The sequence below is a fragment of the Shewanella sp. K8 genome, assembly GCF_028823715.1.
Classification (GTDB): domain Bacteria; phylum Pseudomonadota; class Gammaproteobacteria; order Enterobacterales; family Shewanellaceae; genus Shewanella; species Shewanella algae.
In genome coordinates this window covers 78,616-91,412 of the sequence record NZ_JAPEHY010000020.1, presented here as the reverse complement: position 1 = coordinate 91,412, position 12,797 = coordinate 78,616, and the positions used below count along the sequence as shown (strand labels likewise).

Below are 12,797 nucleotides of genomic sequence, written 5' to 3'. Positions count from 1 at the left end.
AGGGTTAAGTTCAGCGTAGCTGAGCAGCGTGCTCTGCTGGGACGTATGCCTACAGGCACTCCCGCCCAGACTTAGATCAGACAATGCCTCAATCACTTTCTGATCAATTGGCCGGTTGGTCGTGAACTCAAACCTAAATCGTTCAGCTACATTTTCTTCAGAGAAGCGCTCCAACAATTTCAAATAACGTTTAGCAAACCCCTGAATTGTCTTCTTCAAACCACTAGCGGTCCAGGGTTCATTGGAAGCTGTTGTTGAATGCTTAAGCTGGACGTACCTAATACGCTGAGCCTTCTGAAGGTCTTCTGAGCCGAAGTAAAACCCCACATCGATGATCTCTTCACCTTCAGTGACACTTCCACTATCTGATTCTATTTTTGAGGCCCCCTCAATAGTGATAGCAGTTAAGCCCTCCGCTCCAGGTAGTAACTTTAAACATTGCCGAGCTGCCCAAAGGTAGTGAAACTGATCTCCATCACGACTAGCTCTAACCAAATCTGTGCTACTTGCCATTTATCTCTCTATTTACTTGTAAATCTCGTTATCATGTAAAAGTTTGGTACTGGTAATCCTCATAGTGCACATGCACATTTTAGTCCTCGGATGAGTGTAAACGCGCATCTGCGGTTTCCAAACCTATTATCTACCTACAGCATTTGTTATCTCTATGACTTTAAATATATCTTCTGTAATGTTACAGAAATAACACGTAAATCGGGGGGGAGTTCCCTGTTAACTCCTTCTCTATTTAACTTTCGTAACTAGAGATGTTGCAGTGTGGTCAATGCATCGTATTTTGCGCAGGACTAGAGGGGGAATTTCAGATACGGCTCAACACCGCAGTAGCGAGTCCAAGCAGCAATAATGGCGTCACTGCCGAAGAGAAGACAATGAAGCCGATCATTTTCGCCGCGCAGTTTACTTGAGTAAATGAGCAGCGAAAATGATTGGATGAAGCCCTAACTAACTGTGCTCCACTAAACCATAATTGCGTTGCTGACGAAGCTAATGCTAGGCAAATCGATGGCGCCAGCGCGCAGTTGACTGATGTCAATGAGCACTGGCGCCAAGATTTAACGCCGCAGTAGCGAGTCCAAGCAGCAATTACTCGTACTCAGACATGGGCACACAGGCACAGAACAAATTCCTATCCCCATACACATCATCAATACGATTCACGGTTGGCCAGAACTTGTTGGCCTTGACTGTGGCATTCGGGAATACCGCTAGTTCGCGATCGTATGGACGGCTGTCGAAGGCGGGATCCATGATGTCGGCTAACGTGTGTGGTGCATTGTGCAGCGGGTTATTGTCCGCAGGCCACTCACCGGCTTCGACCCGGGCGATTTCACCGCGGATGGCCACCATGGCTTCGATAAATCTGTCCAGCTCGGCCTTGGACTCAGACTCGGTCGGCTCGATCATCAGGGTTCCGGCAACCGGGAAGCTCATGGTCGGAGCGTGGAAGCCGTAGTCGTTGAGGCGTTTGGCCACATCCATTTCAGTCACACCGGAGGCTTCTTTCAGCGGACGCAGATCGATAATGCACTCGTGAGCCACACGGTCGTTACGGCCGCGGTAGAGCACAGGATAGTGCTCTGACAGCTTCTTCATCACATAGTTGGCGTTGAGCATGGCGTTCTGGGTTGATTCACGCAAGCCCTTGGCGCCCAACAGCTTGATGTACATCCAGCTGATTGGCAGTATGCTGGCGCTGCCGTAAGGCGCGGCAGAAACGGCGCCGTTGTTGTCGCTTTCGCGGCCCGGCTTAACCAGAGTATGACCGGCAACGAAAGGAGCCAAATGCGCTTTTACGCCGATGGGACCCATGCCTGGACCACCGCCGCCATGAGGGATGGCGAAGGTCTTGTGCAGGTTGAGGTGGGAAACGTCCGCGCCGATAAAGCCGGGAGTGGTCACGCCCACCTGGGCATTCATGTTGGCACCGTCCAGATACACCTGGCCGCCGTGTTGATGGATCACCTCACAGATCTCCGAGACGGTTTCTTCATACACGCCGTGGGTGGAAGGATAAGTGATCATGATGCAGGACAGGTTGTCGGCCACTTCGGCCGCCTTGGCGCGCAGATCTTCCATGTCCACGTTGCCGCGCTTGTCGCAGCCCACAACCACTATCTTCATACCGGCCATCTGCGCCGAAGCCGGGTTGGTACCGTGAGCCGACTGAGGGATCAGACAGACATTGCGGTGCCCCTCGCCGCGGGATTCATGGTACTTCTTGATGGCCAACAGACCGGCGTATTCGCCGGATGCACCCGAGTTGGGCTGCAGGCACATGGCGTCATAGCCGGTGATTTCCACCAGATAGTCAGACAGCTCATTGAGCAGCTTTTCATAACCCTTGGCTTGATCCAGCGGGCAGAATGGATGCAGGTTGGCAAATTCCGGCCAGCTGATAGGCAGCATCTCGGCGGTGGCATTCAGCTTCATGGTGCATGACCCCAGAGAGATCATCGAGTGGTTCAGCGCCAGGTCTTTGTTTTCAAGACGCTTGATGTAGCGCAGCATCTCGGTTTCGCTGTGGAAGCTGTTGAAGGTTGGATGCGTCAGGATGGCCTCATCACGCAGCAGCGCCGCAGGGATGGAGTCACTGCCCTTGGCAAGGATTTCAGCGTCCAGTGCCGCCACATCCAGGCCATGACCGGCGCCCAGGATGATATCGAACAGGGCAGCCAGATCGTCAGCAGTCGTGGTTTCATCCAGGCTGACACCCAGAGTGCCTTCGACATCGATACGCAGGTTGCTCTCGGCGGCAATGGCGCGGGCCAGCACGGCGTCTTTGTCGGCCACTTTGAAGGTCAGAGTGTCGAACCAGCTAGCGTTGACCAACTCAACGCCCTTGGTCTTGAGGCCGGCGGCGAGAATGTCGGTCAGGCGGTGAATACGCTCGGCTATGGTCTTCAGCCCTTGTGGGCCATGGTATACGGCGTAGAAAGAGGCCATGTTGGCCAGCAGGATCTGCGCGGTACAGATATTGGAGTTGGCCTTTTCGCGGCGGATATGCTGCTCACGGGTTTGCATCGCCATCCGCAGCGCTGTGTTGCCGCGGCTGTCTTTGGAAACGCCTATGATACGGCCAGGCATGGAACGCTTGTGCTCGTCTCGGGTCACGAAGAAAGCGGCGTGCGGGCCACCATACCCCATAGGCACACCGAAGCGCTGCGCGCTGCCAAAGACCACGTCGGCGCCCAGGCTACCGGGAGACTTGAGCAATACCAGCGACATGATATCGGCGGCAACAGCCACAATCGCCTTCTGCTCACGCAGCTTGGCGAAGAGTTCACGCTGATCGTTCAGCTCGCCTGTCTTGCCGCTGTACTGGAACAGGGCACCAAAGAGTTCATGATTGAGCGCTTCCTCGGCGGGGCCTACGACGACTTCAAAACCAAAGCATTCGGCGCGGGTCTTGACCACATCCAGCGTCTGCGGGAACACGTCATCGGCAACGAAAAAGATATTGGCTTTCTTGGCCTTGGATACCCGTTTGGCCAGCGCCATGGCTTCGGCGGCGGCTGTGGCTTCGTCCAGCAGCGAGGCGGAGGCCAGATCCAGGCCGGAGAGGTCCATGGACATCTGCTGGAAGTTCAGTACCGCTTCCAGGCGGCCCTGGGCGATTTCCGGCTGGTAAGGGGTATAAGCCGTGTACCAACCCGGGTTTTCCAGCACATTGCGCAAAATAACGTTAGGCACTTCAGTGCCGTAGTAGCCCATGCCTATGTAGCTCTTGAATACCTTGTTCTGCTTGGCCAGGCCCTTGATATAGGCCAGACCTTCGGCTTCGCCACAGGCTTCGCCCACGGCCAGATCCCGGTTCAGACGAATCGACTCCGGTACTATCTGCGCCGTCAGATCTTCCAGTGACTCGGCGCCTACATAGTTCAGCATCTCTTGCTGCTGCAGGGCGTCGGAGCCGATATGACGACGGATAAAGAGTTCGTGCTGCTCTAACTGAGTGAGGGTTTGCTTGGTCATGATTAACCTTGTTCCATGTTCGCCGGTATCCAGCCGTAGGGAGGCGGTGTACCAGTCTCTTTATTTAGTGGTAAAACAAACGAAGCCCCGGAGGGCTTCGTTTTTCAGCGACGCTTATTCTTCGTCGATGACAGCCTGATATCCTTCGGCATCCAGCAGGTTGTCCAGCTCAGACAGGTCAGAAGGCATGATACGGAAGAACCAGCCATCACCGAATGCATCGCTGTTGACCAGCTCAGGGCTGTCTTCCAGCGCTTCGTTGATGGCAATCACTTCACCGGACAGAGGGGCATAGATATCTGAAGCGGCCTTAACTGACTCGGCCACAGCGCAATCCTCAGAGGCGCTGACAGTGTCGCCTACTTCCGGCAATTCAACGAAAACCATATCACCCAGCAGCTCCTGCGCATGTTCAGTGATACCGACTGTGTAGCTACCGTCTTCTTCCTTGCGGATCCATTCGTGAGAAGAAGCGTACTTCAGTTCGCTTGGAATATTGCTCATTATTCTTGTTCCTTTCCCGTGTTTTAGAATGCTTGTTTACCGTTACGCACAAAGCCTGGCGCCACTACTTTAACAGCGACGCGCTTCTTGCGCATTTCGACTTCGGCCGTATCCCCAATGGAGTTCGGTACCCGGGCCATCGCAATAGAATAGCCCAATGTCGGTGAGAATGTACCGCTGGTGATCACGCCTTCCTGCTCTTGGCCGTTGGCGTCGGTAAAGAATACCGGCATGCCGTGGCGCAACACGCCTTTTTGCTCCATCACCAGGCCGATAAATTTGTCGGCTCCGGCCGCTTTGATGGCGCTCAGGGCTTCGCGACCGATAAAGTCACGATCGCTCGGTTCCCAGGCAATGGTCCAGCCCATGTTGGCGGCCAATGGGTTAACGGTTTCATCCATGTCCTGACCGTAGAGGTTCATCCCGGCTTCCAGGCGCAGCGTATCGCGGGCCCCCAGACCACATGGCTTAACACCGGCCTCGAGCAGTGCTTGCCACAGGGCTTCGGCTTCTTCGGCAGGCACTATGATTTCATAACCGGCTTCACCTGTGTAACCTGTGGTAGCCACAAACAGGCTGCCTGCGTGCACACCGAAGAAAGGCTTCATGCCTTCAACGGCCGCGTTTTGCTCGGCAGTGAACACAGTGGCGGTTTTGGCCTTGGCATTGGGGCCCTGCACGGCAATCATCGCCAGCTCAGGGCGCTCGGTCACTGTGACATCATAGGGCTTGGACTGCTCGGCAATCCAGGCGAGATCTTTTTCGCGGGTGGCTGAGTTGACGACAACCCGGTAATGGGTGTCATCGAGGTAATAAGTGATCAGATCGTCAATCACCCCGGCTTCATGGTTCAGCATGCCGCTGTACAGCGCCTTGCCGGAGACCTTGAGTTTGGCGATATCGTTGGCCAGCAGTTTACGCAGGAAGGCTTTGGCGTCGCTGCCGGTGACATCAACAACCGTCATATGGGAGACGTCGAACATACCGGCGTCCTGACGCACTGCGTGATGTTCTTCTATCTGCGAACCATAGTTGAGTGGCATATCCCAACCATGAAAATCAACCATCTTGGCATTGGCTTCCAAGTGCTTGTTAAAGAGTACAGTTTTATTAGCCATTGTTATCCCTTCTAGTCGGGGCTTTACAGTGTCACCCAGGGGCAACTCTGAGTTAAAATGCAGCGAAATTATACCCTGCGTCACAAATTTGTATACAAGTGATTTTTCTAATCCGAACCATTATGGATTAATTTTTCTCATGGTTTGCCTGTAATTTTTTTACAGTAAATCACTGCGTGTGTATAAAAAACGCCCAAAAGCGACTGTTTTTGGGCGTTTTCCTTCACATACGGCTAACCGGGGATGAAGATTATTCAGGACGGCACAAACGCGGCAGCTTGAATTTGTGTCCCATGGCCTGTTGCATGAACACAGTTTTCAGCCCAGCGACATTGTCCACCAGGTTGAGACCGAGATCGCGAATCGCCTTCTTCAGAGGATTACTGCCGGCAAACAACCGCTTGAACCCCTCCATGGCAGCTATCATCTCCATCGCCTCGGCTTTGCGCCAGCGCTCAAGGGCGCGCAGCTCGCCATAGGCGCCGATATCCTTGCCCTCGCCGTGCAATGCCGCCACGGTTTCCACTATGGCGCCGGCATCGAGGAAACCCAGGTTAACCCCCTGCCCCGCCAACGGATGTATGGTGTGTGCCGCATCGCCGGCCAACAACAAACGATGGCGGGCGAAATGGCGCGCATAACGCATCCGCAGCGGAAAACTCTGGCGTTCACTCTCCAACTGACACAGGCCCAGGCGGCCATCGAAGGCGGCGGTCAGCGCCCGGGAAAAGGCCTCATCATCCAAAGCCTGCAAGGCCTCGGCCTTTTGCGGCGGCACCGACCAGACGATGGAGCAGAGGTCACTCTCATAAAGCGGCAGAAACGCCAGTGGGCCGTCGGCACTGAACACCTGGCGGGCGCAGTCACCATGGGGCAACTGAGTGCGAATGCTGGCGACTATGGCGTGATGACCGTAATCCCAGAAGGTCAGCGGGATCTGGCACTGCTGGCGAACCCAGGAGTTGGCGCCATCGGCAGCCACCACCAGGGCGGCACTGAGGTTATCGCCGTTATCCAGCGTCAGCCAGGCTTCACGCTCACCAAAGGCGATACGCTCAAGCCGGGTGTGTTCCAGCAGTGTCAGCTGTTCCAGCTCTGCGGCTCGCTGGGCCAGGGCGTAGTGAATGGCATCGTTTTCGATTATGGTGCCAAGGGAAGTCTCGCACTGGCTCTGGGCATCAAACTGGATGCGCCCCATGCCGTCTTTTTCCCAGACATCCATCTTGCTGTATGGCCCGAGACGGGACTTGTCCAGATAGGCCCAGGCACCCAAGTGTTCGAGCAGCGCCTGGCTGGCCTTGTTGATGGCACTGACCCGCAGGCGCGGCGCACCCTCGACCGGCGCGGCACCGGCGGCATCTATCACCACCACCTTGAGCCCGGCCTGCTCCAGACCGCAGGCCGTTGCCAGTCCCACCATACCGCCGCCCACCACGGCTACATCATAGCTTTGGAAATTCATCGTCACTGACTCCTGGAAAACAAACAAGCAGCCGATTGCCTGTGCCACCCCATGGCTCTGTGGGCCACAGGGGTCTTGAGAGGTGGACACCAGGAGAGGATCCTGAGCCCCAGATTACGTCCGGCCACCAGCGGCCAGTAGTTGTTGGAAAAACCGCGCACCAGAAACTCGATATTGTTGATGGTCTGGCGTCTGTCCTGCTCACGGGCAGCATGATAGGCATGCAGCACCTGGGCTGCGCCTGGGTCGCCACCTGCGGCCAATACCGGCTCCAGCGTTTCCAGCACAGTGACCAGATCCCTGAGCCCCAGATTGAACCCCTGCCCGGCTATCGGGTGCAGAGTCTGGGCGGCATTGCCCAAATAAAGCGTACGGTGATAGATGGGCCTTGGCATGTAAGAGAGGCTCAGTGGGTAGCGGTGACGCTCACCCACGGCCACAAAACGCCCGGCCCGATAGCCGAAGGCCTGCTGCAGCTGCTGCAAAAACTCGGCCTGCGGCAGAGCCTGCATCCGCTCGGCCTCTTCATGGGGCAAGGCCCACACCAGAGAGAGCCTGGCCTGGCCGTCGCTGTCCCCCATAGGCAGCAGTGCCAACGGGCCGTGCTCGGTGAAGCGCTCCCAGGCCATGCCATTATGGGGCTTGTCGGTAGCAACATTGGCGATAACCGCGCTCTGACCAAACTCAAACTGCTGCAACACCTGTTGCTGCTGGGCACGCACCGAGGAGTTAACCCCATCTGCCGCCAGCAATAAGCGGCAGGAAAGCCGCTGACCGTTACTGAGCGTTAAACTATGGCCCGCAGCCGAGGTTTGCAGCTTCTCAAGACGCGCCGGGCAATAAAGCTGGATATCACTGTTGCCGATGGCGCCAAACAGCCGCTGGCCGACCCGCTCGAGTTCCACCACCTGGCCGAGGGAGTCCAGCGCAAACTGCCCGGCGTTGAGCTCTGTCATGCCGAAATGGCCGCGATCCGAGACATGAATATCGGTTATCGCCGTGCCTAGGTCTTCAAGCAAAGGCCAGATGCCGAGGCGCTTGAGCTCAAACACTGAGCCATTGGCTATGGCGATGGAGCGGGCATCGAAACCAGGATGTTGCTTGGCGGGATCGAAGGCCTCGATAACGGCTATTTTCAGCGGACGGGAGAGTTTCCTGGCCAGGTCGGCCAGCCCCAATGCCAGGGTGGCACCGGCCATGGCGCCGCCGACAATGGCGATATCCAGCTCAGCGCATTCCTGACTCACAGCTTGGGCGTCAACTTGCGGGTTCATCTTTCCTCTACTCAGGCACGCTCAATGGGTGCCGTCACAGAAATGACAGGGCGAACGGGCGCCCTGTCAATGCAGCGTATTATTGTCTTGTGTTTCGGCGTCGAGATCCGGCAACTCGGGGCCGAACTCTGAATAGCAGAGAATGACGGCCATGCGAACAAACTCCAGCAGCTCGAGATATGCACTTTCGGATTCATCATCGTCGGCAACATCGAACTCTACCTGGGCAATTTCCGCCAGATCTTTGATCACTTCACGAACATCTTCCGATGCCTGATTCAAACCGGGTTGAATGATGGCGATGCCGGTGAGGAAGCTCTGAGTCCAGAGCGAGAGCGCTTCGACCCGCACTGTCAGAGGTTCTTCCTCTTCCGGCAGCAGCAGGGTGAAGCCAAAGTCAGGATCCTGCAGTCGATTGACTGTGTCGCCAAAAAGTTCGGTTATCAGTTGTGTCAGTTCGTCGGGCAGGCGCTGGCCGTCGTTCATCAGCTCGAGCAGTGGCTGATACCAGGCCTGCTCCTGCTGTGGCACGCCGCCACAAATCAGGCCCACCAAGGCGCCATGCACTTCAACCGGATGCTGACCTATGTCGGCGTTGTCGAGCGCACTGCGCAGGCTTTCGATACGTAATGAGGGTGGGGTTGCCATAAAGCTGTCCAAGTATTGAATTTACCCCCGTCATGCTAGCAGAGTTAGGGAAGGCGACCAAGACTGGAATCTTACCCAAGCTGCGAGCCAGGTCGTGCATTTGGCAATGCATCCAGGCTTCACCGTTTATCTACTGCCGGGATTTGTACCAAGCTGGTCAGGGAAACAGCAGCCAACGCAACAAAGCGGCGCTTGTCTTGCACTTTAACGCTGAGCTAGATATATTCCGCCACAGAGCCAAAGAAAAGGATCCCGTGCGGAAGATGAGTAACAGTGCCATAGATATCACCCTGTTGGGGCGCACCTACTCCATCGCCTGTCCCCCGGGTCAGGAACAGGCTCTGCAAGCGGTGGCGCAGAAATTGGAGCTGCAACTGGGCAAGATAAAGTCCCGCACCAACGCCATCAGCCGCGAGGAAATGGCTTTGATGGCCGCACTCAACATAGGCTATGAGCTCTATGAAGAGCAGCGGAAGAATCAAGATTATATGAGCCAAATGGATGACAGAATCCGTTTGCTGCAATCCACTCTTGAGCACGCATTGGTTGAGCGAAGCGCAAGAGAGGATTAAACTGAAATAGCACGAACCCTCACAGGTTCGACCCAGAATTTGCTCCCTGGGGTGTGCGACAGCTGGTAATGTCCCTGTGCCGATATTTTTAATCTCAGGGTGAATGTTTTACTGACATTGTGCATGCTCGGCGCGAACCGAGAAGCCTTAGGATGTAATCATTTACCCGCCTTGAACCTACGGTTCAAGGGCTACACCGGCATCGACATTCTGGGGAGCATCCTCATTTATGACTCACACAGACTCAAGCAGCCAAACCCGTGATGCGCGTTGCAAGACGCTCAGGCAAGCCATTCGCCATGCCCGCAGGGCCATTCCCGAAACCGAGCAGCATGTTGCCGCCCTCAAGGGTTGTGAGCAGTTTCTAACCTTGCTCGATGAACTGAGCGCCCAGGGCAGAGAAATCAAGACAGTCGCCCTCTACTTTAGCTGTGACGGCGAGCTGGACACGGCTCCCCTTATCGAAGCGCTATGGCAACGGGGAGTAACCACCTGTCTGCCGATCATTCATCCCTTTGCCCCGGGGCGTTTACTGTTTCTGCGCTATCAACTCTCCAGTCAACTGCACGCCAACCGCTTTGGTATCCCCGAGCCCAGACTGGATATCCGCAGTCTGGTGCCTTTGGCTGAGCTGGATCTCATCCTCACGCCATTGGTGGCCTTCGACGCCCAGGGCAACCGCATGGGCATGGGCGGCGGCTTCTACGACAGAACACTGGCGGCGGCGCAGCAAAGCGCCCGAACTGTGCCATTGCTGGCAGTCGGTTTTGCCCATAACCTGCAGCTTGTGGACTCCCTGCCCCTCGCCCCCTGGGATATCCCGCTGCCCTTTATCGTTACCCCGGACAAGCTGCATAGCTTCAACACTCTGACGGCTGAATCTTGACCCGAAAAAGTGGTATAACATCAGCCTGAGAAGTCGCGGAGTAAGCAAGTATGGCACGTCAGTATCGCAGCCTTGATAGACCAGACAGTGCCCAGCGGGCCAAGGTTAAGCAGCAGATGCAGCGGGAAACCTATCAAAATATGCGCCGACAACAGTCACAGCCCAAGGCGCTGCTCGGCGCCTTGCTGGGCGCCATTCTTGCTATGTGGCTGTTTCTATTTATGGCCAGCAGCAACAGCACTCTGGTTTGGCTGTATATGCTGCCGGCGGTGGCTGTGGGCCTGGGTGCCAGATGGCTGGGGAAGTGTTTCGAGTGGCAGCTTTTGCTGCCGGTTCCGCTGATTACACTACTGCTTTATAGCCTGGCACTCTGGTTGTTGCTGCGCTTTCATGCCTCGGATCTCCTGATAGTGCCGCTTTGCTGCGGTATCAGTCTTTACTGCGCCCGCCGTTCACTGAGCCCCATGGAGCAAAGCGCCCTGTGGCAGGCGAAGCTGGATCAACACTGAGACCTGGCTCCAGGCTTTTTATTGCTATTGCTGAAATATCTTGGTGAATTGGCGAATCCTCTTATGGCGTAGGCTTGAATCTCAGGGCAGGTTAGCACCAGACATTAGGCCGGCTGGCACTCTGCCCTGGCGGCTTCTATGCTGAAAGCCATATAGGCAGCTCATTATCATGCCGCCGAGTCGGCCTTGTCGTTTTTGGAATTCCACTCAAAGGAGAGAACAAGCGATGAAAAAGTCCATCCTGATCCCAGGTTGTTTGTCACTGGTGTTTGCCGCATCACAACTGGCCGCCGAAGAAGTCAGTATCTCATTACTGTCGGCCGATGGCCCAAGCCCCATAGGCAGCATCAGTCTCAGTGATTCCGCCTACGGCCTAGTGTTAACCCCCAACCTCAAGCAACTCACGCCCGGCGTTCACGGCTTCCATGTGCATCAAAATGGCAGTTGTGACACCAGCAGCAAAGACGGTAAGACAGTAGTGGGCGGCGCGGCCGGAGGTCACTTCGACCCTGATGGCAGCGGCAAGCACGGTTACCCCTGGACAAATGACAATCACAAGGGCGATCTGCCGGCGCTCTATGTCGATGCTGATGGCATGGCTTCCACACCTGTGCTGGCACCAAGGTTGAAACTGGCCGACGTCAAAGGTAAGGCACTGATGATCCACATGGGAGGCGATAACCATTCAGATCACCCGGCGCCACTGGGCGGCGGTGGCGCCCGCATGGCCTGTGGCGTGATTAACTGAGCCGCACCAAACACAAAAAACGCGGCTCTTGAGCCGCGTTTTTTAATTCAATTCAAGCCAATGTCTTTTTAGCTTTGATCTTTTGTTGGCTTGGCACGTTTAGTGGCTTTCGCCCTTGCCTCTCAAACGCTCCACCATACTCATCAAGGCCACCGCGATGGCACCGGCCACAATGCCAAACAGGGCGTTGAGCAAGGTAGGTGTCAGCGCTGCCAACACAGGGCCGGCCACAGCCAAAGAGCCTACCCAGTTGGCGGCATGGGTTATCTGCTCACTGACCCAATGCAGGCCATGGGTGAGAATGCCGCCACCTACCATAAACATGGCGGCGGTGCCCACTATGGTAAGCAGCTTCATCAGTTTGGGGGCTGCGCTGACCAGCATAAGCCCAATACGCCTGAGGTTGTGGGCCCAAAAACCCTCGCCTCTGCGCCTTGAGAGATACAGCCCGGCGTCATCCAGCTTAACGATACCAGCCACCAAGCCGTAGACCCCGATAGTCATTACCACTGCAATGATAGACAGAGTGGCCAACTGGGTCATAAAGGCTTTTTCCGCCACAATCCCCAAGGTGATGGCGATGATCTCTGCCGATAACACGAAGTCGGTACGTATCGCGCCTTTGACTTTCTGCGCTTCCCAGGCGCGAATATCCTCGACCTCTTTCATGGCGGCCTCGGCGGCGGCTTCATCGTCTGTTTCGGCAGAAGCCTTGCTGTGACTGGCCTTGTGCCAGAGTTTTTCAAAGCCTTCAAAGCAGAGAAACAAGCCACCGAACATCAACAGAGGTGTAACTGCCCAGGGAATAAAGGCGCTGATCAGCAGAGCTGCCGGCACCAAAATAAGTTTGTTGCGAAAAGAGCCCTTGGCAACGGCCCATACCACGGGCAGTTCCCGCTCAGCACTGATCCCTGTTACCTGCTGCGCATTCAGCGCCAGATCGTCCCCCAATACCCCGGCGGTTTTCTTGGCGGCAACCTTACTCATTACCGCCACATCATCCAGGATGGTGGCAATATCATCCAATAGAGTCAGTAGACTCGCTCCAGCCATTTAAATCTCCTTAAACCAGGTCAATTTTGC

12 protein-coding genes and 1 other RNA gene are annotated in these 12,797 nt (G+C 55.7%); 5 read left to right on the top strand and 8 right to left on the bottom strand.

What is annotated here, in order from left to right; genetic code table 11:
- From ON072_RS12380 to ON072_RS12350, 7 genes are all read right to left on the bottom strand, one after another.
- Positions 1–513, bottom strand: a 513-nt coding sequence (locus ON072_RS12380; protein WP_274626064.1) for a hypothetical protein, incomplete at its 3' end; no start/stop codon positions are given.
- Positions 514–1,104: 591 nt separating this feature from the next.
- Positions 1,105–3,993 (bottom strand): aminomethyl-transferring glycine dehydrogenase, encoded by a 2,889-nt coding sequence (gene gcvP, locus ON072_RS12375; RefSeq protein ID WP_261752783.1) that lies wholly within the window; start codon positions 3,991–3,993, stop codon positions 1,105–1,107.
- Positions 3,994–4,107: 114 nt separating this feature from the next.
- Entirely contained in the window at positions 4,108–4,497 is a 390-nt protein-coding gene (gene gcvH / locus ON072_RS12370; protein WP_025009008.1) for a glycine cleavage system protein GcvH, read from the bottom strand.
- 23 nt (positions 4,498–4,520) lie between these two features.
- Positions 4,521–5,615, bottom strand: a complete 1,095-nt coding sequence (gene gcvT / locus ON072_RS12365) for a glycine cleavage system aminomethyltransferase GcvT (RefSeq protein ID WP_261752782.1) — start codon at positions 5,613–5,615, stop codon at positions 4,521–4,523.
- A gap of 250 nt (positions 5,616–5,865) precedes the next feature.
- Positions 5,866–7,077, bottom strand: coding sequence for an FAD-dependent monooxygenase (locus tag ON072_RS12360; RefSeq protein ID WP_037474072.1), 1,212 nt, complete (start codon positions 7,075–7,077; stop codon positions 5,866–5,868).
- A 2-nt stretch (positions 7,078–7,079) separates the two neighbouring features.
- A complete protein-coding gene (ubiH, locus tag ON072_RS12355) occupies positions 7,080–8,351 on the bottom strand; it encodes a 2-octaprenyl-6-methoxyphenyl hydroxylase (RefSeq protein WP_186264858.1) in 1,272 nt (423 codons plus the stop codon).
- Between the two features lie 66 nt (positions 8,352–8,417).
- The gene (locus tag ON072_RS12350) at positions 8,418–8,999 is read right to left on the bottom strand and encodes a UPF0149 family protein (protein ID WP_261752781.1); all 582 of its coding nucleotides are present in this window, start codon (positions 8,997–8,999) and stop codon (positions 8,418–8,420) included.
- 263 nt (positions 9,000–9,262) lie between these two features.
- Between ON072_RS12350 and zapA the strand changes: the two genes are divergently transcribed.
- The 5 genes from zapA (at position 9,263) to sodC (ending at position 11,714) form a co-directional block, all read left to right on the top strand.
- Entirely contained in the window at positions 9,263–9,571 is a 309-nt protein-coding gene (gene zapA / locus ON072_RS12345) for a cell division protein ZapA (protein ID WP_025009004.1), read from the top strand.
- A gap of 40 nt (positions 9,572–9,611) precedes the next feature.
- A non-coding RNA gene (ssrS, locus tag ON072_RS12340) (6S RNA) lies at positions 9,612–9,792 on the top strand.
- Positions 9,793–9,800: 8 nt separating this feature from the next.
- Positions 9,801–10,457: a 5-formyltetrahydrofolate cyclo-ligase gene (locus tag ON072_RS12335; protein ID WP_261752780.1), complete on the top strand. Its 657-nt coding sequence runs from the start codon at positions 9,801–9,803 to the stop codon at positions 10,455–10,457.
- Positions 10,458–10,507: 50 nt separating this feature from the next.
- Positions 10,508–10,966 (top strand): hypothetical protein, encoded by a 459-nt coding sequence (locus tag ON072_RS12330; RefSeq protein WP_144161576.1) that lies wholly within the window; start codon positions 10,508–10,510, stop codon positions 10,964–10,966.
- A gap of 226 nt (positions 10,967–11,192) precedes the next feature.
- Entirely contained in the window at positions 11,193–11,714 is a 522-nt protein-coding gene (sodC, locus tag ON072_RS12325; RefSeq protein WP_261752778.1) for a superoxide dismutase [Cu-Zn] SodC, read from the top strand.
- Positions 11,715–11,813: 99 nt separating this feature from the next.
- On the opposite strand, the gene ON072_RS12320 is transcribed toward sodC, so the two are convergent.
- Positions 11,814–12,767, bottom strand: a complete 954-nt coding sequence (locus ON072_RS12320; protein WP_025889330.1) for a DUF808 domain-containing protein — start codon at positions 12,765–12,767, stop codon at positions 11,814–11,816.
- Positions 12,768–12,797 lie beyond the last annotated feature (30 nt).